Source organism: Anaerotaenia torta (assembly GCF_050433395.1).
Lineage (GTDB): Bacteria > Bacillota > Clostridia > Lachnospirales > Lachnospiraceae > Mobilitalea > Mobilitalea torta.
This window is the reverse complement of record NZ_JBNPXH010000011.1, coordinates 181714-206996: the sequence shown is the minus strand read 5'-3', so window position 1 is coordinate 206996 and position 25283 is coordinate 181714. Positions and strand designations below refer to the sequence as shown.

General features: G+C 48.6%; 25 protein-coding genes and 1 tRNA gene. 14 read left to right on the top strand and 12 right to left on the bottom strand.

The features are described from left to right. Window positions 1-4: 4 nt before the first annotated feature. The 5 genes from HNQ56_RS17870 to HNQ56_RS17850 form a co-directional block, all read right to left on the bottom strand. Window positions 5-2335 carry an AraC family transcriptional regulator gene (locus HNQ56_RS17870; protein WP_429149018.1) on the bottom strand — a complete coding sequence of 777 codons (2331 nt, stop codon included), beginning with the start codon at window positions 2333-2335 and terminating at the stop codon, window positions 5-7. 211 nt (window positions 2336-2546) lie between these two features. Then, window positions 2547-3560 carry a LacI family DNA-binding transcriptional regulator gene (locus HNQ56_RS17865; RefSeq protein ID WP_429149016.1) on the bottom strand — a complete coding sequence of 338 codons (1014 nt, stop codon included), beginning with the start codon at window positions 3558-3560 and terminating at the stop codon, window positions 2547-2549. A 369-nt stretch (window positions 3561-3929) separates the two neighbouring features. Continuing rightward, window positions 3930-5555: a DUF3502 domain-containing protein gene (locus HNQ56_RS17860; protein ID WP_429149014.1), complete on the bottom strand. Its 1626-nt coding sequence runs from the start codon at window positions 5553-5555 to the stop codon at window positions 3930-3932. A 59-nt stretch (window positions 5556-5614) separates the two neighbouring features. Next, window positions 5615-6505, bottom strand: a complete 891-nt coding sequence (locus tag HNQ56_RS17855) for a carbohydrate ABC transporter permease (protein WP_429149012.1) — start codon at window positions 6503-6505, stop codon at window positions 5615-5617. A 15-nt stretch (window positions 6506-6520) separates the two neighbouring features. After that, the gene (locus tag HNQ56_RS17850; RefSeq protein ID WP_429149010.1) at window positions 6521-8023 is read right to left on the bottom strand and encodes an ABC transporter permease; all 1503 of its coding nucleotides are present in this window, start codon (window positions 8021-8023) and stop codon (window positions 6521-6523) included. A gap of 600 nt (window positions 8024-8623) precedes the next feature. On the opposite strand from HNQ56_RS17850, the gene HNQ56_RS17845 reads away from it, so the two are divergent. The 11 genes from HNQ56_RS17845 to atpC all read left to right on the top strand — a co-directional run bounded on the left by HNQ56_RS17845 (window position 8624) and on the right by atpC (window position 16823). Further along, the gene (locus HNQ56_RS17845; RefSeq protein ID WP_429149008.1) at window positions 8624-9517 is read left to right on the top strand and encodes a fructosamine kinase family protein; all 894 of its coding nucleotides are present in this window, start codon (window positions 8624-8626) and stop codon (window positions 9515-9517) included. A 274-nt stretch (window positions 9518-9791) separates the two neighbouring features. Continuing rightward, the gene (locus HNQ56_RS17840; protein WP_429149006.1) at window positions 9792-10022 is read left to right on the top strand and encodes an AtpZ/AtpI family protein; all 231 of its coding nucleotides are present in this window, start codon (window positions 9792-9794) and stop codon (window positions 10020-10022) included. Window positions 10023-10042: 20 nt separating this feature from the next. Continuing rightward, entirely contained in the window at window positions 10043-10414 is a 372-nt protein-coding gene (locus tag HNQ56_RS17835) for an ATP synthase subunit I (RefSeq protein WP_429149004.1), read from the top strand. Window positions 10415-10445: 31 nt separating this feature from the next. Next, window positions 10446-11126 carry a F0F1 ATP synthase subunit A gene (gene atpB / locus HNQ56_RS17830; protein ID WP_429149002.1) on the top strand — a complete coding sequence of 227 codons (681 nt, stop codon included), beginning with the start codon at window positions 10446-10448 and terminating at the stop codon, window positions 11124-11126. A 67-nt stretch (window positions 11127-11193) separates the two neighbouring features. Then, window positions 11194-11472: an ATP synthase F0 subunit C gene (gene atpE, locus HNQ56_RS17825; protein WP_429149000.1), complete on the top strand. Its 279-nt coding sequence runs from the start codon at window positions 11194-11196 to the stop codon at window positions 11470-11472. Window positions 11473-11525: 53 nt separating this feature from the next. Beyond that, on the top strand, window positions 11526-12080 hold the full coding sequence (locus HNQ56_RS17820) for a F0F1 ATP synthase subunit B (protein ID WP_429148998.1): 555 nt from the start codon (window positions 11526-11528) through the stop codon (window positions 12078-12080). After that, a complete protein-coding gene (gene atpH, locus HNQ56_RS17815) occupies window positions 12068-12619 on the top strand; it encodes an ATP synthase F1 subunit delta (RefSeq protein ID WP_429148996.1) in 552 nt (183 codons plus the stop codon). The genes HNQ56_RS17820 and atpH overlap by 13 nt, the downstream gene beginning before the upstream one ends. After that, the gene (gene atpA, locus HNQ56_RS17810) at window positions 12603-14117 is read left to right on the top strand and encodes a F0F1 ATP synthase subunit alpha (RefSeq protein ID WP_429148994.1); all 1515 of its coding nucleotides are present in this window, start codon (window positions 12603-12605) and stop codon (window positions 14115-14117) included. The genes atpH and atpA overlap by 17 nt, the downstream gene beginning before the upstream one ends. Before the next feature lie 11 nt (window positions 14118-14128). After that, window positions 14129-14977 (top strand): ATP synthase F1 subunit gamma, encoded by an 849-nt coding sequence (gene atpG / locus HNQ56_RS17805; protein WP_429148993.1) that lies wholly within the window; start codon window positions 14129-14131, stop codon window positions 14975-14977. Window positions 14978-14986: 9 nt separating this feature from the next. Further along, complete coding sequence (gene atpD, locus HNQ56_RS17800; RefSeq protein WP_429148991.1) at window positions 14987-16381, top strand: F0F1 ATP synthase subunit beta; 1395 nt, start codon at window positions 14987-14989, stop codon at window positions 16379-16381. A gap of 4 nt (window positions 16382-16385) precedes the next feature. Next, the gene (atpC, locus tag HNQ56_RS17795; RefSeq protein ID WP_429148989.1) at window positions 16386-16823 is read left to right on the top strand and encodes an ATP synthase F1 subunit epsilon; all 438 of its coding nucleotides are present in this window, start codon (window positions 16386-16388) and stop codon (window positions 16821-16823) included. A gap of 128 nt (window positions 16824-16951) precedes the next feature. On the opposite strand, the gene recR is transcribed toward atpC, so the two are convergent. Next, window positions 16952-17548 (bottom strand): recombination mediator RecR, encoded by a 597-nt coding sequence (gene recR / locus HNQ56_RS17790; RefSeq protein WP_429148987.1) that lies wholly within the window; start codon window positions 17546-17548, stop codon window positions 16952-16954. Between the two features lie 242 nt (window positions 17549-17790). On the opposite strand from recR, the gene HNQ56_RS17785 reads away from it, so the two are divergent. Next, window positions 17791-18348, top strand: coding sequence for a Fic family protein (locus tag HNQ56_RS17785; protein WP_429148985.1), 558 nt, complete (start codon window positions 17791-17793; stop codon window positions 18346-18348). 86 nt (window positions 18349-18434) lie between these two features. Here the strand turns inward: HNQ56_RS17785 and HNQ56_RS17780 are convergent, their stop codons facing one another. From HNQ56_RS17780 to HNQ56_RS17760, 5 genes are all read right to left on the bottom strand, one after another. Then, window positions 18435-18788 carry a YbaB/EbfC family nucleoid-associated protein gene (locus tag HNQ56_RS17780; RefSeq protein WP_429148983.1) on the bottom strand — a complete coding sequence of 118 codons (354 nt, stop codon included), beginning with the start codon at window positions 18786-18788 and terminating at the stop codon, window positions 18435-18437. Between the two features lie 165 nt (window positions 18789-18953). After that, window positions 18954-20534 (bottom strand): DNA polymerase III subunit gamma/tau, encoded by a 1581-nt coding sequence (gene dnaX, locus HNQ56_RS17775; RefSeq protein WP_429148981.1) that lies wholly within the window; start codon window positions 20532-20534, stop codon window positions 18954-18956. A 48-nt stretch (window positions 20535-20582) separates the two neighbouring features. After that, the gene (locus HNQ56_RS17770) at window positions 20583-21602 is read right to left on the bottom strand and encodes an HD domain-containing protein (RefSeq protein ID WP_429148979.1); all 1020 of its coding nucleotides are present in this window, start codon (window positions 21600-21602) and stop codon (window positions 20583-20585) included. Between the two features lie 59 nt (window positions 21603-21661). After that, window positions 21662-22678: a M15 family metallopeptidase gene (locus HNQ56_RS17765; RefSeq protein ID WP_429148977.1), complete on the bottom strand. Its 1017-nt coding sequence runs from the start codon at window positions 22676-22678 to the stop codon at window positions 21662-21664. 87 nt (window positions 22679-22765) lie between these two features. After that, on the bottom strand, window positions 22766-23035 hold the full coding sequence (locus tag HNQ56_RS17760) for a hypothetical protein (RefSeq protein ID WP_429148975.1): 270 nt from the start codon (window positions 23033-23035) through the stop codon (window positions 22766-22768). 214 nt (window positions 23036-23249) lie between these two features. Between HNQ56_RS17760 and HNQ56_RS17755 the strand changes: the two genes are divergently transcribed. Continuing rightward, window positions 23250-23762: a transcription repressor NadR gene (locus HNQ56_RS17755; RefSeq protein WP_429148973.1), complete on the top strand. Its 513-nt coding sequence runs from the start codon at window positions 23250-23252 to the stop codon at window positions 23760-23762. 109 nt (window positions 23763-23871) lie between these two features. On the opposite strand, the gene HNQ56_RS17750 is transcribed toward HNQ56_RS17755, so the two are convergent. Next, window positions 23872-24780 carry a peptidoglycan DD-metalloendopeptidase family protein gene (locus HNQ56_RS17750; protein WP_429148971.1) on the bottom strand — a complete coding sequence of 303 codons (909 nt, stop codon included), beginning with the start codon at window positions 24778-24780 and terminating at the stop codon, window positions 23872-23874. A 266-nt stretch (window positions 24781-25046) separates the two neighbouring features. Between HNQ56_RS17750 and HNQ56_RS17745 the strand changes: the two genes are divergently transcribed. After that, window positions 25047-25117: transfer RNA gene (locus tag HNQ56_RS17745), tRNA-Gly, on the top strand. The last annotated feature ends 166 nt before the right edge of the window (window positions 25118-25283 follow it).

Here is a 25283-nt window from a genome sequence, read left to right as displayed (position 1 = left end):
TGCTTTAAGCCAGCTCCAGCATCTGCTTCTCAAAATTGCTCTTATACTGTCCCGGTGTAATTCCTTCATACCTCTTGAAAATACGGATTAAGGACTTGGAATCCAGATAGCCCAGGGCCTCTGCCGCCTCTCTGACACTCTCGCCCAGCAGCAGCCGTCTCTTGCACTCCTCCACCCGGCGGATGTGAATCATATCCATAATGCCGCAGCCGGTGTAGTTCTTAAAGGTTCGCCCCACATAGGACAGATTCATGCTCAGCTTATCTGCCAATATGGACACGCTGAGGTTGGGATCTCCATAATTTTCATTGACGAAATTTATAATTTCCTGCACCCAGCAGGGATATTCATTCTCCAGATACCTCTGTGCATTCTCCGTAATCTCCCGAAACAGGTCCCCCATAATCCGCTTTGCCGACGCGATGGAATCAATCTTCAGCATACGCTCCATGGGACGCAGTCTTCGGAAGAATTCTCTTTCATTTCTCCCAATCATCTCGCTTAAGGCATCATAAACCATATAAATCAGCGCAGACAGCCTGCACCGGTTCATCTCCATATACGGGATTTCCTTAAGGAACATCTCCTCCAGCAGCTGGTTTAAATACTCTGCCGCCTGGGAGTATTCCCTTGTCATAATGAGATTGTACAGCTTCTTCTGCTTCTCCAGCAGCTGGCCGTCGCTCCCGGCAATCACATCATATCCCATGCCGCTGTCCTCATAGAAGGTAAAGGCTTCAAATTCTCCTCCCCAGAAAGCCTGGAAGGACAGCACCAGGACCGCCTCCTCATATGCTTTGGGAAGCTCTTCTATCCCCCGGTGGAGCTTGCTGGAGCCGATATTTACCTTTAAGTTAAAAAGGCTTTTATAGGTATTCAGGCATTTACGAATATCATAGGCCAGACTTCCGTTCCCCGCCTCCTCCTCACTGATATTCAGAATACACAGCTGCCTTCCGTCAATTTCACAGAAGAAGCCTGCGTATTTCGAGAATATGTTCTCCTCAAAAATATTATAGAAGACAAATTTCAGCAGCTGAAAGGTCTTCTCCTTCTCCGAATCCTTGATTCCCTTGAACAGGCTGCAGTCCATAATATCCACATAGGTAACCGCCATGGCAAGATAAGAATTCTCCAGGCTGACCTTTGTTCCCGCCCCGATCACATCCTCCGCCATGGCCTCATCCCGATTCCATCCCTTCACATAGCCGGTAATTCTCTGGTTGAGCAGAGCATCCCTGGCCTGCTCCCAGGAATTACTCAGTGTCCTATTCTCGGTATACAGATTCTCAATATAATTCTCCATACTGCTGAAATTGATTTCTTTTGCTGCCTTCTTGTTCTTACGCAGAGCAGCGGAGAGTCTGGAGATGGGCTTATAGTTTCTGACGGAATAATACCAGGCAAGCACAAAGGCCAGCGCGGCCATGACCGTAATCTGCAGTATGATTCCTCCCACCAGACTGTTCATTTCCTTTAAATAATAGCTCTTCGGCATGGTGATACAGTATTTAAAATCAAAATAATCCGATTTCATATAGGAGTTCACATATTTAATACCCTCCACATGCTTCTCGATCAGCCGGTTCTCATGGTTGTATTCATCATAGGTTACAGCCACCTCCGTATAGGCTGCATCACTGCCCTGCAGTATTCGGTTATCCCGGTTAATCCAGTAGACATGACCTTCCTCCAGGAGCGCGATGTTCGCCGCAATGTTCTTCCAGGGCACCACCGTTACAATGGTTGCCATCCTGTCCTTATAGTTATAGCTGTAGACATTCTGAAGAAATAAGAGAGTTTTATTCCCTTCCTTATCCTCAATAATCTCATAGCCGTAGTAGTTCGGCGTGTCAATGACACCTAAGAGCTCCTCTCTTGTGAGCTGGTAGGTGCCGGCAAAAATATAATTAATCTGGGAAGAATAGAGTTTTGTGCTGGTTATAATATTATCACTGGCATAGAAATAGACGAAGATCTCGCTGCAGAAATTGATGGTGCTCTTCATGGTATTGATCTCATCCTTCAGTTTCCAGGCCTTCAGCAGGCTGTCCTGGGAAAAAGCAGGGGCATTCATCAATTCTCCCAGCCTCTCGTTCTCCGCCAGGAGATTGCCCGTCTTCAGCACCGTCTCCAGATTGTCATCAAAGCTGTACTTCAGCTGGGACAGGGCATAGGACTGGGAGGTATGGATATCCTCCAGAACCACCTTGCCATAATTAATATAGGCAAACAGAGAGACCAGAATAGGAAGCACTCCGATTACCAAATAGGAAAAAAGATAGGAATAAAATATTCTGTCCCTGGTTTTGAAACGAAAGATCCCTCTCAGCATATTCTCCCTCCATACATACTCAACCCGATGTAACAATTCAGCTGGCAATGTCATCGAGTTAGACGGCTGGCACTCCGCCAAATCGCTTTTACTTGCCTTACCTTCGTGCGTTCAAAACGCTCCGCTTCCCAAGATGCACTCAGACGGTCAGCGCAAAAGTGATTTGGCGGAGTGCCAGCCGCCTAACTCGATGACATTGCCGGACGAATTATTATATCAAGTTTCCAATTTTAGCTCTGGCAGAATCCCGGTAAATAATCTCTCCCGGAAGATACTCCGAAAGGCCCGGACTGTTGTGATTCATCATGTCCAGCAATATCTCCACCGCCCGGACTCCCTGCCGTGCAATGGGATTTCTCACCGTCGTCAGGGGAGGGGCAAAATATTTTGCCACATCGATATCATCAAAGCCTACCACACTGATATCCTCCGGCACACGGTAGCCCAGACGGGTGAAGGCCTTGATGCATCCGATGGCGCTATAATCGTTGGCGGCAACCACTGCATCCGGTATGGGCAGGCTTCCCAGACGGAATCGGGAGATGATCTCATTATAGGTATATCCCTCCTCAAACATCCCCTTGAAAAAGTATTCTTCCCTAACGTCGGCACCGGCCTCCCGCAGGGCGGACACATACCCCTTCTTCCTCTCCAGATTATCGTAGGTGTGCTCCTCTCCTTCAATAAAATAGATGCGCTTATGTCCCAGATTAATCAGATATCTGGTCAGATTATATCCCGCTTGAAAGGAATCGAATAAGACGCTGGATATATCCCTCTGGTGTATCTCCCGGTCAATAAAGACTGTTTTAATCTGGTTCTGTATAATCAGCTCCAGTTCATGGCTCCCTATGCGGTCGATATCAAATACAATGATGCCGTCAAAATTCCTGCTCAGAATATTGCTTAGCAATGCCCTCTTATCCTTGCTGATGACAATATCCAGCCCGAAATCCCTCCTTCTTAACTCCTTGGAAACAGAATCCGCAAGAACGTAGAAATAGTGCCCGCTTACACTGGAGGTAAAAAATCCGACGGTCATGCTCTTCCTTCCCTTCAGCATCTTACCATTCATATTAGGTACATATTTTATGTTCTCCGCCACCTGAAGAATCCGGTTCTTAGTATCCTCATTTACCAGAGGAGAATCGTTCAACGCATTGGATACAGTCGATATAGACACTCCCGCCTCTTTTGCCACGTCCTTTATTGTTGCTTTTTTCACTATTCTCTCATCACTTTCTTTATAAAACGTTTTTATCATTATAACATGTGCACAATTGTAACACAAGTATTTTGTGTATAAAATACATTATATACATTTTACAAAAATGAAACCCTTTATATTTCAAAGAAATATTGCTTACTTTTCAAGGTTTTCCGTTCATAAGCTAAAGTTAATTTACTATATTCACTATATTAATCCGTTATTTTACTGATTTGCAATATTTCCACTAAAAAATATGATTTTATTTCAATTTTATTATAAACGTTTTTAATTTTATCCATTAAAAAAATATGCCTCAAGCCCACTGCTTTACAGCCGGGATCAAGGCATATTTTCTAACTTCCTGAAATTACAACTATTTCAATTTTATTTGTAATTGTATTCCTCACAGTATGCTGCCCACTGTGCTTTGAACTGCTCACGGCAAGTATCAAGTCCGGCCGCATTGACCTTCTCCCTGAACTCCTTCACCGCCGCATCCACATCGGCAACCAGTCCCGCCTGGATCGGTGCCAGATACTGTCTCATGACATCGGAGACCGCGCTTCTTTCCACCTCATACCCGGTATAGTCCTCGGCAAAGCCGCTGTAAATGTTGACATTGGGGAATTTGGTCTTTGCGCCAAGCTCGTTGTACTTTGCAAACATTTCATTTAAAACAACATCCGTGGACTGAGGAAGCTTATAATCATTATTACGCAGAGCCCAGGTGTTAAAGCCTTCATAAGGGAAATCCGTGGACAGGTTCTGATAAATACCGTCTGCATCCACATCATAGTGGGTTCCCTTAATACCGTACTCTACGAGATCGTTCAATTCCTTATCATAGAGAAGCAGGTCAAGAACCATTATGGCTCTTTCCTTATTCGGAGAGGTATTGACAATTGACGTAGCATTCTGGGTGGCATGGGCGGGATAGATCACTCCCGTTGTCTCTCCGTATGCCAGGAATACGGACTCCCATTCGGGATGGTTATTTTCAATGAACTTGTTGGAAGCGGAAATGTTCTTATTCGGGTTCTGTCCTGCCACTACCGCCACGCAGATACCGTTGTTGTACGCTTCGGAATCGTTGGTATCGGATAATGCGCTTCTGGACCAATAGCCTGCGTCAGCCCATTTCTTCAGCAGCTTCATATCTTCTACAAAATCATCGGAATTCCAGTAATCGTACACTGTGGAAGGTGTGTCATAATTGGCTGCCAGACCGTAGGGAAGCGCGTTATTGGTTACCCAGGGATACTTTATGTTCAGAATCGTGGCCGCGTCAAAAGCAATCTGCAGACCTGTGCTCTCGCCGGTGGTAACAGCCAATATGCCCTGCGTAGGCTCGTTCTTCTTAATTCCTTCAAAGTATGCCTCCACATTCTCAATGGAATCCGGTACGGGCAGATTATATTTTACTCTTAAATCCTCCCTGTAGGAGATACCGTTGATAGTGAATTCCGGCCAGGTATTGGGTACGGCGTACATCTTGCCGCCGACTCTGCACTGGTCTAACAGGCTCTGATCCATCTTGGTGCTGATATTGGGCGCGTAAGCCAGAAGATCTGCCAGATCCGCAAAAGCACCGGAGTTAGCCAGAGTGGCATAATTGTTCCAGTTGGCAACATAAATCAAATCGGCCGTACCGGAGGTAAGCTCCAGATTGTATTTCTGGCTCCAGTCCGTCCAGGTGGAGAACTGGAAGTCTACGGTTGCATTTACTTTTTCCAATAAGATTTTGTTAATCGCCTCTTCTACCGCTTCCTCATCCTTCGGGGCATCTCCCATTACATAGAATACAAGATCCGCTCTCTTGGAAGTATCAATTGCAGGTTCCTCGGTGCCCGCGGGCTCCTTCGCCCCATCCTCCGTCTTAGACGGCGCCTCCGTTGCCTTGCCCGGTTTGTTGGCGTCAACAGGTGTTTTCTCCTCCGGCTTGCAGGCCGCCAGGGAAAACACCATGACTGCTGCCATAAGCAAGCTCAATAACTTTTGAATCTTTCTCATACTAATCCTCCTAACCATTATAATTAATTTATACTAAAGCAGCTAACCCTGCTCTAATATTAGCCTTTCACTGCCCCCACCGTAATGCCGGAGACAAAGTACTTCTGAACAAAGGGGTAGAACAGGAGCACCGGGCCCGTAGCCACCACCGCCATGGCAAGCTTGAGGGACTCACTGGGAAGATCTCCCGTACTGATGCTGGTATTCTGGGCCATTTGCTTCAAGGCCTGGGTCGTATTCAGCAAATCATAGAGATAGAACTGCAGCTCCCAGGTCTTACTGCTGGTACTGAACATAGAGGAACGGTACCAGTCGTTCCAATACCCGATGGCGAGGAACAGCCCTACGGTGGCAAGCCCCGGCCCGATCACAGGCATTACTATTCTTAAGAATATGGTCATATGCCCCGCCCCGTCGATCTTTGCCGATTCCGCTATGGCATCGGGTACGGACCCCTTGATAAAGGTTCTCATGAGAATAACCAGAAAGGGGCTCATCAGCGCCGGAAACCAGATGGCAAAGGTGGAACCCTTCAGGCCGAGCACCGAGGCATACATCAAATACCAGGGTATCATTCCTCCCCCGAAGATGCTGGTGAAATAGATCATGAAGGAAATCTGGTTGCGGTATTTGAACTCCGGCCTGGATATGACATAGGCTGTCATGGTTATGATGAACAGGCCAATTCCGGTGCCGACGATGGTGTAATAAAAAGTCATTTTATAGGCCTGCAGAATGTCCTGGGGCGCTTTGAAAATCGCCTTATAGGCCGCCAGTGTAAAATTCTTCGGCAGAATTCCGTAGCCCTGGGTCAAGATTGTGTAGTTATCCGTAAAGGAACCGGAGATAATCACAATAAAGGGAAAGACACAAATGAGCGCTGTCAGCGTCAGCATTACATATACAATTGCTTTAAATATCATGGTAGATTTTGAATTTCTGATCTTCATCCCGGCAGCCTCCTTTTAGAATAATGCGTAATCTGCGTTTCTTCTCTTTACGACATAGTTGGTTATCATAATCAGAAGGAAGCCGAACAGGGACTGGTAGAGTCCTGCCGCCGTACCGATCCCGATGCTTAAGGGCTGCGTGGTTGTGATACGGTACACATAGGTATCGAAAATATCCGTCGCATTATAGAGGACTCCGTTGGTACCCACCATCTGATAAAACAGCTCGAACTGTCCCTTCATAATGCTTCCCAGGGAGAAGAGGAACAGGATAATGAAGGTCGGCTTTATCAGCGGCAGGGTGATGTAGCGTATCTGCTGGACAAGGCTGGCTCCGTCCACCTTCGCCGCATCATAATATTCCTCGCTGATGCCCATGATGGTAGCCAGATAGACGACCATTCCGTAGCCCAGATTCTTCCAGATATAGAAGACAGTGATCAGGACGGGCCAGTAGCTTGGAGTATTATAAAAGTCCAGCTTCTGCATCCCCAGTGCCGTCAGCGCATTGTTCACCACACCGGAGTTATACTCAAACAGGTTATAGACCAGAACCTTAAGAATAACATAGGAGACAAAATAGGGCATAAACATCAGCGTCTGGGAGGTCTTCTTAAACCATTTCACACCGGCCTGGCTTACGAAAATGGCAAAGATGATCTGCAATACATTGCCCACACTGATAAATGCGAAATTATAAAGGATGGTATTCTTCGTAAGCTTGAACAAATCCGCCTTCAGAAGGTATTCAAAATTCTTCATTCCAACATAGGGGCTGGCCCATAACCCGTCCCGGAAATTGAAGGAGGTAAAGGCATAGTATACGCCCAGCATGGGAAGGTAATTATTGATCAGGAGATAGATCGCCGCAGGGATCAGCATCACAAACAGAAGCCAGTTCCTTTTCAATTCATGGAAAAACCCGTACTCCCTGTAAATCTCCCTCTCCCCCTTCTCCACCACCGTTACCGCAATGCAGGCGGCGACGGATAGAATAAGAAGCAGGTAAACAACCGGGGAAAGCCAAAATGCCAGTGTACCGATCTTGTTGTTGGCAAAGAATACATAGCCGATGGTTGTCAGCATTAGAATGATATTAAAGGCCAGCGCCAGCTTCGAGGCTATGTACAGATGCAGGCTTCCCTTTGTATTCCTTTTCCCCAGCAGAACCCGCACCACCAATGCGGCATTAAAGTACAGAGCCGCCAGGAAGAGGAGAAACAGTATCATGGTAAATAGTCCGATATTCCCCTGTTTGGTATACTTTACATAGGAGAGCAGATTAAAAATACTGTAGGCCGAGTCCATACGGCTGATTACATCCTCAGCAAGTCCCATACTGTGATAGAGCGAATCCGCATGAATAATATCAATCCATTTAATAAAAGGAAGAGACAGGAGCAATGTAATTACCGATGCCCCTATGCCGATAAGAAGCCCCAGCTTCTTCCCCAGGTACTCCCGCTCACAGATCACGGACAGGCTCAGGCCCTTATTATGATCTTCTTTCTTTTTCATATAACCTCCATTTGTTCCTATAACTCTTATTACCCTTTGTGCTATTGTGCTATATGCCCATAGGTAATGAGGCCATTATAGATTGGAAGGAATTTAAAAAATATGGGCAATATCATACCTGAGGGTAATAAATCAGTATTTTTTACATTCCCAAAAATGTATTTCAAGTAGCAGAATTTGTGTTTTTAAAATAGGGAGTCCGCCTGCGGAGCATTTTGTCGTATAGGACGAACTTTCCTATACGGCAAAAAAGATCTTTACCCGTTCCTTCTTTCCATCAATTCAAATAACTCCTGATCCTTTAAATGATTTTCCATATTTAAATCAGCAAAATCCTCCTGTCCTCCTCCGAGTACAGGAATTCTCTCTGCCACTGGTAGTAATGCGGCCCGTCTCCCATATTACGCATTTTTCTGCCTGCCCGCAGGAAATGACAGGGCTCATCCCTTCACCGGCATCTGCAGCATAACGCTTAGGAACCGAATGGTATCTTATCTGCAAATTTTCCATGATAAATCATAAAATGATCCATAGAGATACCGGTTGTTGTATGATATAATTCTTAAGTAAAGCATTCAGTTGTTTTAAGGGGGGCGAAGCATGAGCAGTCTTATCAATGGAACCTATAATGAATATATCGAAAAGTCCGTCACCAGATACTTGAACCGGAGCTATCATATCACAAATATCAGGAAAAATACGGCCAGCGCCATGCATGAAGCGGCCGTATTTATCGGGGAAGGCATGAATGTCTTTGCCAAGATCGGAACAAATCCCTTTTCCTATGATCAGTTCACCCAGGAGGCCTGGGGGCTGAATTATATAAAGCACAATTCTCCGGTGAAAACACCGGATATCATAGATGTTCTGAGGATTGACGGAGCCGCCCTTCTCCTTATGGAAGCCATCGATCTGAAACCGGTGGAAACAAAGAAGGCCTGGGAGACACTGGGACAGGGGCTCGCCGCCCTTCACCGTTCCGCCTGGGATAAATGCGGTCTTGAAACACACAGCTATCTGGGCATCTTCTACCAGGATAATACCCCCATGGATACCTGGGAGGGATTCTATGGAGAACGGAGGCTGCGGGATTCCATGAAAATGGCGGTTGATGCCGGGAATATGACCTATGATCAATGCCTGCCGGTAGAAAAGCTGATCCGAAGACTCCCTGAAATCTGCGGCCCCAGACAGCCTTTCTCCCTATTGCACGGTGACCCCTGGACGGGAAATCTGCTTTATGACGGAACACAGCTGGTTCTTATCGATTGCGGCATCTATTACGGTAACCGTGAGATCGATCTGTCCACCGTTGATTTCTTCACCCCTGTGCCGGAGCATTTCTTCCGGGCCTATCATGAGGTGTATCCCATTGACCCCGGGTACGAAGAAAGGAAAGCTTTGTGGCAGGTCAATCAATGGCTTGGACATGTCACCCTGTTCGGAGAAAAGTATATGCCCAAGCTTATGGATGCCGTCAACCGGTATCTCTAGGCGGCGCCTAAAATAAGAAACAAACAACGGGGTGCCGCTCCATCACTAAAATAAAGTGATGGAGCGGCACCATCCGTATCAGCCGATATGGAAATAATGAATTTTTTATTAAATGGTTGCCGGTAACCTTGGCTTTTCTGTATTTTTATGTTATTGTGTAACAAATGACACAAAAAAGTCACAGGTGATTGAAGCTGATCTACCGATAAAATATGTTCCGAAATTCCCATGCCGCATCAGACTTTTGCGTAAAAAGCGAGAGGGGGGAGCGTCATTGAAGCGCAAGCCAGGCGAAAACAAAAAACAGACAAAAGAACTGTTACACGCCCTATCCTTTTTTTCACAGATTGCTATCACAATAGCAGCATGTTTATTCATCGGCGTGTTTATCGGAAAGTATTTAGACTCTCTGCTGGGAACATCACCGTGGCTCCTGCTGCTTTTTTCTTTATTAGGAGCAGCGGCCGCCTTTAAGGCACTCTTTGAATTAGGAAAGGGCGGATGATTCCGCTGAAGAGGTGTTTTATGCAGCTTGCTGATCTGTCAAAAAAAGTCACACTAACCATCTGTATCTTGACCCCCATCCTGATCCTAGCCTCTGCGCTTTATTACCGCTCCCTGTCCTGCCTCCCCTTTATCTGGGGCGCGCTCCTGGGCGCGGCGGTGAGCATTGCAAAGGTCTTTCTGCTGGAACGGGCTGTCAATCAGGCCGTGAATATGGAAAAGAAAACGGCTTCGGGTTACATCCAGCTTCAGCATCTGCTGCGTCTTTTGCTGACAGGCGCCGTACTGATGCTGGCGGCCCTGGTCCCCGCCATCAGTCTCTGGGGGGCGGCGGCCGGGATTATGACCTATCAAATCGGGATATATCTGATCAGATTTACGGTAAAACCGTAGGTCTGCTCAGTGTCCGTCCGGAGGTGAGTATTTGAACTTTAATGTAGACAATCTATGGATTGTGAGAATTGGCGGAATTGATATCTGGATTACGCGGACGATTTTCAACACCTGGATTATTATGCTGGTGCTGATTATCTTCGCTTTTATTGTAAGAATCATGCTGCGCCGATTTCAGGAAGTCCCCAGGGGCTTTCAAAACGTAGTGGAAGCGATTGTTGAGATATTCGACAACTTCGTCCGCAACAGTGCGGGCGACCGGCTGATGTCTACGGGAACCTGGTTTTTTACCGTTTTTGCCTTTATATTCGTGTCCAATATCAGCGGCCTGGCGGGCCTGCGTCCTCCTACGGCTGACTGGGCCACAACCTTCGCCCTTGCTATGGCAACCTTTCTATTGATACAGGTTACGGGAATTCGGTACCGCAAAGGGCAGTACATCAAGAGTTTTTTTCAACCTCATCCCATATTTTTCCCACTCAATTTAATCGGAGAGCTGGCAAGGCCGATCTCCCTGAGCTTCCGTCTATACGGCAATGTGCTCTCGGGTGTCATTCTCATGACGCTGGTCTATTCTATTGCTCCCATCTTTATGCGCTTTGGTATCCCTGCTGTTTTGCATGCCTATTTTGATCTGATTACGGGTGCTTTACAGACATACATATTCTGCATCTTAAGTCTGATGTTCATCCGGGGAGCAGCGGAGCCATAGCCTGGAATTCACCCGGCAAATTCCAGATCTATTGTTCTATAACACTTAATATACAGGAGGAAAATCAATGTATGATTCATTAGCCTTTATCATCGCAGTGGCACATATCGCAGCTGCCATCTCGCTCTTAAACGGTGTTCTGACCACCCTTGGCCAGGGAAATATCGTGGCCAAAGCCATTGAATCCATCGCCCGCCAGCCTGAGGCCTCCGGCGATATCCGGAGTACCATGTTCATCGGCCTTGCTATGGGTGAGACATCGGGAATCTATGGCCTTTTGATTGCCATTATCATGCTGTTTGCAAACCCCCTGGTAAGCCTGTACATCCAGCACATGGGCGGCTGAGCCGGCGGACTGTAATGAAAGCGGCGGCAAATAATTAGGAGAGGAGGATCCTCTTGAATCCTGAAATCGTTCTTGTACTAGCGGCTGTGCCAGAAGGCCGCATGTTTGCACTGGATCAGCAAACGCTGATCAGCACAATTATATTACTGGTGAATGTCGGCATTCTCGCACTGGTTTTGGGCAAGCTTTTATACAAGCCGGTGCAGGAATATATGCGCAGGCGAACAGAAAAAATCAGCAGCCAGCTGGAGGAAGCCCAGAACAGGCTGGCCCAGGCGGATGCGCTGAAGGCCGAATATGAGGCCAAAATGCAGGAAATCGCAGCGGAACGCGCGCGCTCCCTGGAAGCGGCCCGGATAGAGGCCGCGGAAAGAAGCCGGCAAATGATGGAGGAGGCCCAGCATGAGGTGGCTGTTCTCAAGCAGCGGACCGCGGAAAGTATTCAGGTGGAAAAGGAACGGCTGAAGCGGGACAGCCGGCAGCATATCGTCGAGATTTCTGCTCTGATGACAGAGAAGCTGGTGCGCAAGACCATTGACAGAGAGACCCACGAAAGGCTGTTTGACGAGGCCTTAGCTGAATTGGAGGAAGCACCATGGCCGAATTAAAGGACCGCTACGCCGCATCTCTTTTTGAAATGGCACTGGAAACCGGGGAACTGAAGTCCTACTTTTCCCAGGTCTCTCTTTTACGGGACATACTGGAAAAGGAACATCTGACGGAGCTTTTGGAAAATCCCCATATTCCCGACGCCACCAAGCGCGAACTCTTGGAGAAGCATTTCGGCGGTGAGATTTCCGGCGACCTGATGGGCTTTTTGCGCCTTATGGTGGAAAAGGGCCGCGAGTCAATCATCCTCCCCACCCTGGATACCTTCCTGGAGCTGGGGAATCAGCACCGGGGGAAAACCATAGCCTACGTCGTATCGGCCGTAGCCCTCAGACCGGAACAGGTCGATGCCTTGAGCGGGCTTCTGTCCAAAAAGCTGGGTAAGAAAGCCGAGATTTTGACCAGAGAGGACCCTGCCCTGATCGGCGGCTTCTACATCCATGTAGACGGCCGGCTGATTGACCGGACCGTTCGCACCGGACTGAGAAACTTAAAAGAAACGTTGCAAAGAGGGGAACCAAATGATAATAAAACCTGATGAAATCAGTTCGGTCATTAAAGAACAGGTCAGGGCCTTTTCAGCCGCGCTCAGCATCTCCGAGGTGGGCACCGTCATCCAGGTCGGGGACGGGATCGCCCGTATCTATGGGCTGCAAAGCGCCATGAGCGGAGAACTGCTTCAATTTCCCGGCGGGATCTCCGGCATTGCCCTGAATCTGGACAGCGACAGCATCGGTGCTGTTCTCATGGGGCCGGACGCCAGCATTAAAGCCGGAGACCCGGTCAGACTGACGGGCAGAATGGCCGAAGTGCCTGTGGGAGATGCCATGCTGGGACGAGTGGTCAACGCTTTGGGCGTGCCCATTGACAACAAGGGCGCTATCGCGGCTTCTGCTTATCGAAGCGTCGAGGCCACGGCCCCCAGCGTCATTATGCGTAAGGCGGTGAGCAAGCCGCTTCAAACGGGAATCAAGGCTATTGACGCCATGGTACCCATCGGCCGCGGCCAGCGGGAGCTGGTTATCGGTGACCGTCAGACGGGAAAGACCGCCATTTGTATCGATACCATCATTAATCAAAAGGATAAGGGCGTGCTCTGTATCTACGTTGCCATCGGGCAGAAGGCCTCAACGGTGGCACGTATCATTGACACGCTCACCAAAACAGGAGCTATGAGCTACACCACCGTGGTGGTTTCCACAGCCAGCGACCCTGCCCCCCTGCAGTACATCGCTCCCTACGCCGGCTGTACCATCGGTGAGGAATGGATGTCCCAGGGCAAGGACGTGCTGGTGGTTTATGACGACCTGTCCAAGCACGCCGTGGCTTACCGTGCCCTCAGCCTGCTGCTGCGCCGTCCTCCCGGCCGGGAAGCGTATCCCGGTGATATCTTCTATCTCCACTCGCGCCTTTTGGAGCGCGCAGCCTGCATGAGCGATGAGCACGGCGGAGGTTCCCTGACGGCTCTGCCCGTGGTGGAAACCCAGGAGGGAGATATCTCCGCCTATATTCCTACCAATGTCATCTCCATCACGGACGGCCAGATCTATCTGGAGTCCGAATTATTTCACGACGGTGTCCGCCCGGCCATCAATCCCGGCTTCTCCGTCTCCCGCGTAGGCGGTGCCGCTCAGATCAAGGCCATGAAATCCATCGCGGGCCCTCTGCGCATTGAATTCGCACAGTACCGGGATCTGGCCGCCTTTGCCCAGTTCGGTTCAGACCTAAGCCATGATACTCTTGAGCGGCTGCGCCAGGGCGAGCGGATTATGGAAATTTTAAAACAGCCCCAATATAAGCCCATGCCGGTGGAAAAACAGGTGCTGATTCTGTACGTGCTGATTAATAAGTATCTGCTGGACGTGGACATTAAGCATGTGCGTGAGTTCCAGAAGGACTTTTTGATATTTATGGATGAGCAAAAGCAGCCGATTGTGGAAGAAATCCGCCGGACAGGAGAGATTACCCCTGCCCTGGAGGAGGAAATCAAGGAAGCAATCGCTGCATTTAAAAAACAGTATCATCCCTCTCATTAAGGAGGTGCGCCATGTCTTCGATGAAGGACATTAAACAAAGAATATCCAATGTGGGCACCACCCGGCAGATTATCCGCGCCATGGACATGGTTGCCGCCACCAAGCTGCACAAGGCCAGACTGCGCCTGGACGGCATCCGCCCCTTATACAATGAAATGCAGCAGAAGGTTGCGGAGCTGAAGCATCTGGAGGAAGCCTGCGACCATGTGTTTGTTACCCCGCGGAAGGTCAAAAAAACCGTATATGTGGTGATCACCAGCAACAAGGGCCTGTGCGGCAGCTATAACAACAATGTTGCGGAATGCGCGCTGAAGCACATGAACCAGAGCAGGGATGAGAGGATTATTGTGGTCGGAGCCAAGGGCCTTGAATTTTTCCGCAGGCATGGCAAGCACATCCTCCATCGGATTACCGATATTCACGATATGGAGATTTACGAGGCATCCGGCCGGATGGCGAATCTTATCTGCTCCCTCTATCTCTCTCACGAGGCGGATGAGGTCTATCTGGCTTATACCCATTTTGAATCAACCTTAAGCCATCTGCCCCTGCTTCAAAGGGTGCTGCCCCTGCCCATTGAGACGGACAGGGCGCCGGCGGGAGATAAAATGATCTACGAGCCCGATGTTTGTACCTTTATCGATCATCTGGTTCCCTTATATATGCATACCTGCTTCTTTGCGGCGGCCGCGGAATCGGTGGCCTGCGAATATGCCGCACGGATGATCAACATGGATGCCGCCGGCAAAAATGCAACAGAAGTGATAGATAATCTCAAACGTATGTACAACCGCAAGCGTCAGGCTGCCATTACCCAGGAGCTGAACGAAATCATCGGCGGTGCCAACATACTGGAATGAAGGTGAGATATGATGAAGAGTGAAGGCAGGATTGAGCAGATAACCGGCTCGGTTCTCGATATCCGGTTTGAAAATGAATTACCTGCATTATATAACGCGATTGAGGTGCAAAATGGCGGGGAAGCCGTGGTGCTGGAGGTTATGCAGCACCTGAGCGACAACATGGTCCGCTGCATCTCCATGAGCCCCACGGATGGTCTGAGACGGGGCATGACCGCCGTTGACACCGGTTCGCCCATCACGGTTCCCGTGGGCAAAGGCGTCCTTGGACGTATGCTCAACGTTCTGGGAAAGGCCATCGACAACAAGCCGGACCCCGAAGCTTCGGTATTCTGGCCCATCCACCATGACCCGCCCAGTCTGGCGGAGCAGATTGCGGTTCCCGAGATGCTGGAGACCGGAATCAAAGCCATTGATCTTCTCTGCCCCTATCCCAAGGGGGGTAAGATCGGTCTGTTCGGCGGAGCCGGCGTTGGCAAGACCGTACTCATTATGGAGCTGATTAACAGCATTGCCATGGAGCACGGCGGATACTCGGTATTTGTCGGGGTAGGCGAGCGCACCAGAGAGGGCAATGACCTCTATTATGACATGATTAAATCAGGGGTTATCGATAAGGCTGCCCTGGTGTTCGGACAGATGAACGAACCGCCCGGTGTCAGAATGCGCGTCGGCCTCACAGGGCTGACCATGGCCGAATATTTTCGGGATGAAGCCCAGCAGGACGTGCTTCTGTTTATCGACAATATTTTCCGTTTTGTCCAGGCCGGTTCGGAGATCTCAGCGCTTCTGGGGCGGGTGCCCAGCGCCGTAGGCTATCAGCCCACCCTGGCCAATGAAATCGGAAGCCTGCAGGAGCGCATTACCTCCACCAAGACAGGCTCCATTACTTCTGTCCAAGCCATCTATGTTCCGGCGGATGACTTTACAGACCCTGCCACCGCCACTACCTTTGCCCATCTGGATGCCGTGACGGTGCTCTCCCGCTCCATTGTGGAGCAGGGAATCTATCCGGCGATCGATCCCCTGGAGTCCACCTCGCGAATCCTGGATCAAAGCATCGTCGGAGCCGAGCACTACGGGGTGGCCCAGGCTGTACAGGGCCTTCTGCAGCGCTATAAGGACCTGCAGGATATCGTGGCGATCTTAGGCGTGGATGAGCTGTCGGAAAGTGACAGGCTCATTGTCAACAGGGCCAGAAAGATTCAGCGCTTCCTCTCCCAGCCCTTTTTTGTGGCGGAAAAATACACCTCCATCCCCGGAAGATATGTCCCGGTCATGGAAACTGTCCGCGGCTTCAAGGAAATTATCGACGGGAAGCACGATGACATTCCCGAAGGCCTGTTCCTGAATGCCGGAACCATCGATGAAGTAGTCGCCCGATTCAGCAAATCAGGGAGGTGAAGTCATGGTCAATAAAGGAATTCATTTGCAAATCATCACTCCCCGCGGGATTAAGTTCAAACGCCGCGCCAGTATGATCATCTTTCGCTGTATTGACGGTGATACGGGCATCCTGCCCGGACATGAGACCGCCTCCATGGTGCTGGGGGACGGTATCCTGCGTATCATTCCTCAGGGCGACGGGCCGGAGGAATGGATGGCTGTCTTTGGCGGTATCGCCACCGTGGCCAATGACACCGTCACGCTTCTGACCAGCATTGCCCAGCGGCCGGAGGAAATCGATGCCGCCCGGGCCGCGCGTGATAAAGAGCAGATTGAACGATCCCTTCAGGAGATCGAAGACAGAGAGGCCGATCTGGAGACCCAAAGCTCCCTGCTCTTGCTGCGCCGTGCGCTGGTGCGCATTGAGGTCAGCGCCTATACGGAGGATGACAGGGATTGATCAGAGATTAATGCAGGCTTCCAAAGAACGAGTAACATCAGACTGATGAGCACAAGGGAAAGATAATAGACTTAAAATATGTAATCAAAAAGCTTGAAGGGGTTGTCTGACACAACCCCTTCTTACATTTATAACTCCACTCTTCCTTCAAATGCCCGGAGCAGCGTCACCTCATCAATATATTCCAGATCGCCGCCCACCGGTATTCCGCTGGCAATGCGGCTCACCTTGATCCCTGCCGGTTTGATGAGCTTACTTAGATACATGGCGGTCGCCTCGCCCTCCAGACTGGAATTCGTGGCGATGATCACCTCATCCACATCCCCCTGGAGACGCAGCATCAGCTCCTTCAGCTTGATATCGGCAGGGCCGATTCCCAGCATGGGAGAGATCGCGCCGTGGAGCACATGATAAACGCCCTCGTATTTGCCTGTTTTTTCGTAGGCGGCCAGATCCCTTGGATTCTCTACCACCATGATCTGGCGTTTGTTGCGCCCCGGAGAGGAACAGATGGGGCAGATCTCTCTATCGGTCAAGGTCAGGCATTCCGCACAATAGCGGATATTCTGCTTTGCTTCCATAATGGAGCCGGCCAGACCGGCAACCTGCTCCTCGGGCATATTAATGATATGAAAGGCCAGCCGCTGGGCCGTCTTGCTTCCCACACCCGGGAGCCTGGACAGTTCCTCTATTAATTTACTGATTTGCCTGCTGTAATAATCCATTGGTTTTCGCTCCTTTTGTCTTGCTCTATCATACCTTATCAAGCGCCTGTTTTCAAGCGTTTTATGAATTTATAGTTTATCGTGATGGTTATAACTTTCCATGATAATGTAATTATCACAAGACGCAGCACTTCATTTTATGTACTTGATTTTTATGTATAAAAAATCATATAATAAACCTAATAGAGGGGAATACACTGACTCTTTCCGAAACAAAGATACTTCTGGAGGATGGCATTACCGTGGGCGGAAAACCCATCCGGGATTGTTATGAAGCCATGGGACACGGGGACGCCTATAATTTCATGCTTGAACTGGCGCGGCAACAGGATATGACTGTTACAGAAGAAGTGATCAAAAAACTGCATAAGCTCTTTTATCAGAAGGTGGATGCCGATCTTGCCGGCCAATACCGGACAATTCAGATCTACATTTCCGGAACCGAATATATACCGCCATCACCGGAAGAAGTACCTCGGTTAATGAAGCATCTTACTGATCTGCTTCAAGCCTCAAAGAGAACCCTGCATCCCATTGAGCTGGCAGCAATGGCTCATAGGCGGTTCGTTGATATCCATCCCTTTGTAGATGGGAATGGCCGTACTGCAAGGTTATTAATGAATTTGATTCTTGTAAACACCGGATACGGTGTTGTTTCTATCCCTCCGGTTTTGAGAAATGATTATATTAATGCTTTGGCCTTATCAAGAATGCAGGATAATATCGATCCTTTTTCACAGTTAATCGCAGAATGTGTTATCGAAACCGAGCGTGATTATTGCCGATTGCTCAGGCTGTAGGCTATGCTTCTAATAGAAAGGCCGATCTGTTTGGTAAATGAGATAAATGGCAGCAGTACTATTATTCACTGCTGCCATTTATATTACTAGAAGGGAAAGCCTCCAAGTCCGCCAAGTCCGCCTGTAACCTGCCCCATAACGGCAGAGGATTCCTCCTCCATCTCACGAAGCGCCTCATTCGCTGCTGCTACGATCAGATCCTCCAGCATCTCAATATCGTCGGGATCAACCACTTCCTTACTCAGCTTCACGGAAACAATCTCCTTCTTGCCGGAGACCTTCACGGTTACGGCACCGCCGCCTGCACTGGCTTCCCACTCCTTTTCTTCCAGTTCCTTGGTCTTTTCCTCCATCTGCTTCTGCATTCTTTGAGCCTGCTTCATCAGATTGCCCATATTTCCCGGAACGCCTCCGCCCGGAAATCCTCCTCTTTTTGCCATTGTATACTCCTTTCCCGGACACATACACCGGTGTCCTTTTTCCTGTTTTCATGGTTTATTTATAATCGGCTTTACGCCTGTTACCAGCTGGATTACTCGTATTACAGCAACGAAATACATATCCCTGTAATCGATATCTGCAATATAAATGAGCTGTAGTTGTTCTTACTCGTATTCAATCGGCATATTGATCAGCCGCGACAGATCCGGCACCTCTTCCATTCTCTCCTTATTCCGGTCCAGATACCGCACACTCACCGCTATTTGTTTATGAACCGACTGCTCCAGAGTCTCTTTAATCAGCTGCAGATGGGTCTCCCGGTCGATCATTTCCTTATCCAGAACCTCTGTGACTACGATCTGCAAGCCCTTTCCTCCATCCACACTGAGGGTTGCTCCCTGGAGAACAGTTGCAAGGGCAGGCGCCTTTCTGGCAACCTGATTAATGATACTCTTCCAGTTCGCTGCCGCCTGTTTTATGTCCTCCGGCAATGCTTCCGGAAGAACCTCCGGCTGCTTCGGGGGCGGGGGGGCTTCTTCGGCACCGGTTCGGACATGGGATACTTCCTGTACGGCTCCTGCCGGTATACCGTTCTTCAGCTTCTCTTCCAATATTTTGATCCGGCTTATGAGAGAATCCAGATTGACCTCCATCTCCGGTTTACACAGCTTAATCAATGCAATTTCAATCAATACCCGCTTCCTGGAGGCATAACGGATCTGGTTGGACAGCTCCGAGAAGACACGGATATATCTTATGAGGGTGCCTTCTTCTATCGTTCTCGCTTCCTGCTGCAGCAGCTCCAGGTTCTCCGAGGAAATCTCAATCACCATATCCGAAATATCCTCTGTGGTCTTGATCAGCAGCAGATTCCGCAGATACCAGATGAAATCCACGGTAAACTGGCCCAGCTCCCTGCCGCTGCTTTCAATCTCTTCCAGCAGCTTGATGCAGGAGGACACCTCCTGCTTCCGGATACTGTCCAGCATCCTGCCAAAGACCGAGGTATCTACTGCCCCAAGCACTTCCAGCACATTATCATAGGTGAGCTTCTTGCCAAGGTAAAAAGAGATGCACTGGTCAAGCAGGCTTAAGGCATCCCGCATGGAGCCGTCCGCCATTCGCGCTACATAACGCAGGGCCTTTTCCTCTGCCTCAATATTCTCTTCTCTCATAAGCTCAGCCAGAAGGTCCACTATAATATCTATGGTTATTCTTTTAAAATCATACCTTTGACACCTGGATAGGATGGTCACCGGAATTTTATGAACCTCGGTGGTTGCCAAAATAAAGATAACATAGGAGGGAGGCTCTTCAATGGTCTTCAACAGGGCGTTAAAGGCTCCAGCCGAAAGCATATGGACCTCATCAATAATATATACCTTATATTTCCCCTCCGTTGGAGAATACCTGACCTCCTCCACAATCTCCCGGACATTATCCACACCGTTATTGGAAGCCGCATCGATCTCGATGACATTCATTGAGGTCTGGGCCGAAATTCCCTTACACATCCGACATTCGTTACAGGGATTGCCGTCGACGGGATGCTCACAGTTCACGACTTTGGCAAGCAGCCTGGCCACGGTGGTCTTACCGGTACCCCTGGTACCGCAGAACAGGTAGGCATGCCCGATTCTTCCTGCCATGATCTGATTTTTTAAAGTAGTAACAATATGTTCCTGCCCTTTGACGTCAGAAAAATGATCCGGGCGGAACTTTCTATATAATGCCGTATAGGACATAGGCTGTCCCCTTTCTATTCATCGGAATTGTCATTTTTCCCGGAAGTGTCATTCCTTCCTAAGCAACGCCTCCCTGAAACGCTCCTGCACAGACAGGAAGAGTTCCACCAGCTTCGGATCGAATACATGACCGCTTTCCTGAAGCATAATCTGCACCGCCTGCTCATGAGGATAAGCCTCCTTATAGGAACGCCAGGAGGTCAGGGCATCATACACATCCGCAACCGTCATAATTCTGGCATAGACGGGAATCTCCTCTCCCTTCAGCCCGTTAGGATACCCGGTACCGTCCCAGTACTCATGATGGCAATAGGCGATATCCCTTGCCAGATACATCCACCGGGTGCCGCCGGTCTCACGGATCATTTTCTCAAAGGCCTGCATCCCAAGGGTGGTATGGGTCTTCATATAGGCATATTCATCATGATCCAGCGGAGAGGCCTTGCGGAGAATATCATCGTTGATGCCAATCTTACCGATATCATGCAGGGCAGCGGAACGAAGCAGATCCCGGATATCTTCCGGTTTAAGAAGCTCCTTATAATATCCCCGGGCAATGGCTTCCTCCAGCAGAATATGAAAATACCGGGTGGAATTCTTCAAATGATCTCCGGTGGTCCCATCCCTGTAATCCACCAGCTCTGCAAAGCTGAAAGCGATGGCATCCTGGTATTTCTCCACATACCTGCTGTTCTTCCGAAGGTTATGCAGCTCCAGAACATCCTCGATCTTATTTCGCAGCATGGCCGCCGAGGCCGGCCGGAGAATGAGATCCCGGGCTCCGGCTGCCAATACTTTTTCTTCAATCCATTCACAGCCGCAGCCGGCCAGAAAGACAACGGGAAAATCGGCCGTGTCCAGCAGTTCCTTCCTCTGTTCATACCAGGAAAGCCAGCCGTTATGTTCCTCGGATACGGTCAAAAGAAGCAGGTCTATCTTCCTTTCTGACAGCTCCTGCTCCAAATCAGCGTCGGGTAAAAGAGGGGAGATTTTATAGCTGTCAAGCAACGCCCGCTCCACATCCTCATACATCGACTTATCGTGATCTGCCATTAACACCAGCCTCATATCCTGCTCCCTGCCATTTTATTAATTCCTCACTACGCCTTATTATATCATGTGCACCTCTATTCTTCAATTACCTTCTGAAAATGCTGATAATCCTTCTTGTTCTTCCATTCCCCGCCCCAGGTAAAGCCTCGTTTCATAAAGGCCTGATAGCAGATATCCCCTTCCCTGATATAGTAGGGGCAGTCCAGGATCCGGTCCTCATACATCGCCCCCTCTGCCGGTGTAACAACCCGTTTACCGTCCACTTCATGGATATAAGGATTGTACAGGGGATTGATATCGATTGCCAGACCGTAACCGTGAAGGGAAATCCGGTTGGTTCCCTCGATAACCCGATAATTAAAGGCCGATGAATTATTGGCCGCCATGGAAGCGTTATCATCCGCATCGTATTCATCCACCAATACCATCTGCTCGATGGGATATTTTGCTTCATACAGCTCCTTGAAGATCTCCGTCACATCCTCTGCGATGACTTGATTTACAATCATCTCCCCGGTATGAGGCTGGTTATCAAAGCCCCAATAAAGCACGGTGACATACCGAAGCTCTTCATAAGGTATCCCACCGTTTTCGCCGTAGGATTTGCCGGTAATCCGTTGCTTGATCTCCGGAGATATCTCTTCATAGTAAAATGCCTTTTGAACGTCCAATTCCCATGTCTCCATATCTGCCTCCTGCCGCTCTTCCTCTGGGCCTCTGTTCTCCATGCTCCCGCTGTCATCCGCACTTTCATTATCCAAGCTCTCATTCTCTGCATTCGCATTTCCCTCCGCATTCGCATTTCCTTGCGGATTCGGCGTTTGATTTTCCGGTGCTTCTTCCTGCTGTCCTTTTTCACCGTCACCATCACCCCAGAAAGAAGCGCTCTCCACCACTTCCTTTGCAGGGTTTTCTCCCGAAAATAAGAGGGGGGGTTCCTCATTCTTGCCGGCTAAGATATCTTCCGTTCTCTCCTGTTTAAACAAATTCTCATTCTCTTCACCCGAAAACACCAAAAAGGCAATAATCAGGATAAGAATTAGAATAACAGAAAGGGAGGCAATCCCATACAGGATATACTTTCGTTTCATTCCATCCTCCGTGCCGCACGGGCGGCTTCCATCCTCTGCTTTGCAGAAACCTTCGCAGCCCGGTTCCTGCTCTCAGAAACTCCGGCTTTAATCCTCTTCTATCACATGAATTTCCAAATAATCAAAATCAATCTGGTCAATGAAATTATCCTTTGTAAACCGGGTCTTATCATGCTTTTTAAAATCTTCAATCGTAGGCTTCAGCCAGATTGGCTTGGATAAATCATATACGCTGCATATCTCATCCAATGCTGCAAATATCTTCTGTGTTCTGCGCAGCTTTGGATCCTCGTTGCAGACCACCATATCTTTAATCATTCTATTTTCCCGAAATACCTTTGCCCATAAACGGAACATCCCGTATCACACCTCTCTCTTCGCCCGCTCCATCCATTGGAAGGAAATATAAAACGTTGCCCTTTTGTCCTTGTCAGTATATAATATTTCTATGGTGAAATAATCTGTATATGTTGCCCGCAACATATACTTCTCATTATATAGGAATATGATCAAAATGCAAAGTCATTTATCAATATTTCAATTTATGTGAAAATTTGAGAAAGGAGTCCGCATGGAAGGAACAGAACGCAGAGAGCAGCTTGTAAAGATACTGAATAAGCAGACAGCCCCCATCTCCGGCGGAGAACTGTCCCGCCTCCTTGGAGTAAGCCGGCAGGTAATTGTTCAAGATATCACCCTGCTCCGGGCTACCGGTGTCAATATCCTTTCTACCACGAAGGGCTATTTAATCTATCTTTCCGAGGAAGCACGGGCAAAGCGTATCTTCCGGGTGCGCCACACCACAGAACAGATCGAGGATGAGCTATGTACCTTCGTCGATAATGGCGGCAAGATTCTGGATGTCATTGTGAACCATGAGATCTACGGGGATATTGCCACGGCATTAACCATCCGCAACCGCCAGGATGTCTATGATTTTGTAAACAAGGTACGAGAGAAAAAAATTGTACCGCTGAAGGATCTGGCGGACGGCATACATCAGCATACGGTGATCGCGGATTCCGAGGAAACCCTGAACCGCATCGAAAGGGCTCTTCTGGCTAAGGGCTATCTGTATCAATAACCGCAGGGCGCACAATCCTGTATCTCACACGAAAAGACAAGTGAGGGGCTTAAATTTTTATACTTTAAGCCCCTTCACTTGTCTTTTACAATCATATTTCAGCTTCCTTTTACCGAAGAAGCAGCATAGGATTTATTGTCTGGTCGTTTTCCTTAACCATAAAATACAGATTGCTGCCTTCTACGGAGTAATATTTTGTAGGCGCATTAATGGTGCCGATGACTTCACCTTCCTCCACCAGATCGCCAACCTCCAGAGACATATCCTGTGCCAATTGTCCGTATACAACGCTGTAGCCATCGCCGATATCCATGGTAACGGTGACGCCTGTTTCTTCATTATTCAGATCAACAGCTGTTACCTTGCCGGCCGCCGCCGCCTTAACCTCTGTTCCCACCTCTGCATCAATGATGAGGGCCGGATTACACTGGTACCGCATCAGGGTCGCATAATAGATGGTATGATCCATGCTATAATCCATGATTATATTTCCCTGAACCGGCCACATGAGCCCTCTGTCAACGTCGAAAGACAGACTTTTCGCTGCTTTGGGCGGCTCATTCTGAGCGGTAGCGGTGCTGGTCTCCATCGACTCCCCAGCCGAAGCAGTGCTGCTTTCTCCGCCTGCCTGAGCCAGTGAGGCGTCCGGTACATTATCTTCATCATACCCCTCATACTCAATCATGTTTGAATTGTCGGCTACATCCTGGCCTGGAACATTCTCCGCAGCAATATTTGCGGCTTCATCATTGGAAGCTACCTCGGAAGAGGTATCGCCTTCGCTATTAACAATCCCCTCCGATATCGGGTTATTATCAGCCAATTCCATATTCTCGTCCTCAGCTGCTATGTTATTATCCATTTCATTGAGATCTACAAATTCGTTATCTCTTTGCTCCTGATTAGCAGATAACTGGGATCCAATTACGGCTACTGCTGCAATGGCAACAACGCCGACAAATAATAACATGTAATAACCTTTTCCTTTTAAAAACTCGGTAAATTTGTTCTTTTTCACTATCATCACCTCAAAATATAGTCTTCTCCGATAATATTTTATTTATACCTCATAGATCTGCCTGTTTTAATTATTTTACAGCCAAATATATGCAGGGGCGCTCTGCTGGTTTTTCTCCCAATTCACAAATTGCGAGCATTCCAAAGAGGGTAACCCCTGGTTTCAGGCATTCATTGCAGTTATATTATTTCCAACTTATGAAAAATTAATCTAAAATTGAAAACTGCGTATTGACATTTTCGAGTTCTTGGCTAAAATAGAACTATGCGGATATGGTTCAGTGGTAGAATGCGAGCTTCCCAAGCTTGAGATGCGGGTTCGATTCCCGTTATCCGCTTAATCAGACCCTAGTGTTTACTAGGGTCTTTTGTTTTCGTGTTGTATTTCGTGTTGCATAATCTAAATCATACCACAGATAATTGCCACCGTTATCCGCTGAAAATCTGATTATATCCGGGGTTTAGTTATATGCTGATTTGGAAACCCTATTGATCTATACTTCG

Bases quoted from the DNA above. Each gene is read 5' to 3' on its own strand.
- HNQ56_RS17870 (WP_429149018.1), bottom strand. From the start codon at position 2,335: ATGCTGAGAGGGATCTTTCGTTTCAAAACCAGGGACAGAATATTTTAT.
- HNQ56_RS17860 (WP_429149014.1), bottom strand. From the start codon at position 5,555: ATGAGAAAGATTCAAAAGTTATTGAGCTTGCTTATGGCAGCAGTCATG.
- HNQ56_RS17855 (WP_429149012.1), bottom strand. From the start codon at position 6,505: ATGAAGATCAGAAATTCAAAATCTACCATGATATTTAAAGCAATTGTA.
- HNQ56_RS17850 (WP_429149010.1), bottom strand. From the start codon at position 8,023: ATGAAAAAGAAAGAAGATCATAATAAGGGCCTGAGCCTGTCCGTGATC.
- HNQ56_RS17845 (WP_429149008.1), top strand. From the start codon at position 8,624: ATGAGCAGTCTTATCAATGGAACCTATAATGAATATATCGAAAAGTCC.
- HNQ56_RS17835 (WP_429149004.1), top strand. From the start codon at position 10,043: ATGCAGCTTGCTGATCTGTCAAAAAAAGTCACACTAACCATCTGTATC.
- atpE (WP_429149000.1), top strand. From the start codon at position 11,194: ATGTATGATTCATTAGCCTTTATCATCGCAGTGGCACATATCGCAGCT.
- atpH (WP_429148996.1), top strand. From the start codon at position 12,068: ATGGCCGAATTAAAGGACCGCTACGCCGCATCTCTTTTTGAAATGGCA.
- atpA (WP_429148994.1), top strand. From the start codon at position 12,603: ATGATAATAAAACCTGATGAAATCAGTTCGGTCATTAAAGAACAGGTC.
- atpG (WP_429148993.1), top strand. From the start codon at position 14,129: ATGTCTTCGATGAAGGACATTAAACAAAGAATATCCAATGTGGGCACC.
- atpD (WP_429148991.1), top strand. From the start codon at position 14,987: ATGATGAAGAGTGAAGGCAGGATTGAGCAGATAACCGGCTCGGTTCTC.
- atpC (WP_429148989.1), top strand. From the start codon at position 16,386: ATGGTCAATAAAGGAATTCATTTGCAAATCATCACTCCCCGCGGGATT.
- recR (WP_429148987.1), bottom strand. From the start codon at position 17,548: ATGGATTATTACAGCAGGCAAATCAGTAAATTAATAGAGGAACTGTCC.
- HNQ56_RS17780 (WP_429148983.1), bottom strand. From the start codon at position 18,788: ATGGCAAAAAGAGGAGGATTTCCGGGCGGAGGCGTTCCGGGAAATATG.
- dnaX (WP_429148981.1), bottom strand. From the start codon at position 20,534: ATGTCCTATACGGCATTATATAGAAAGTTCCGCCCGGATCATTTTTCT.
- HNQ56_RS17770 (WP_429148979.1), bottom strand. From the start codon at position 21,602: ATGAGGCTGGTGTTAATGGCAGATCACGATAAGTCGATGTATGAGGAT.
- HNQ56_RS17765 (WP_429148977.1), bottom strand. From the start codon at position 22,678: ATGAAACGAAAGTATATCCTGTATGGGATTGCCTCCCTTTCTGTTATT.
- HNQ56_RS17760 (WP_429148975.1), bottom strand. From the start codon at position 23,035: ATGTTCCGTTTATGGGCAAAGGTATTTCGGGAAAATAGAATGATTAAA.
- HNQ56_RS17755 (WP_429148973.1), top strand. From the start codon at position 23,250: ATGGAAGGAACAGAACGCAGAGAGCAGCTTGTAAAGATACTGAATAAG.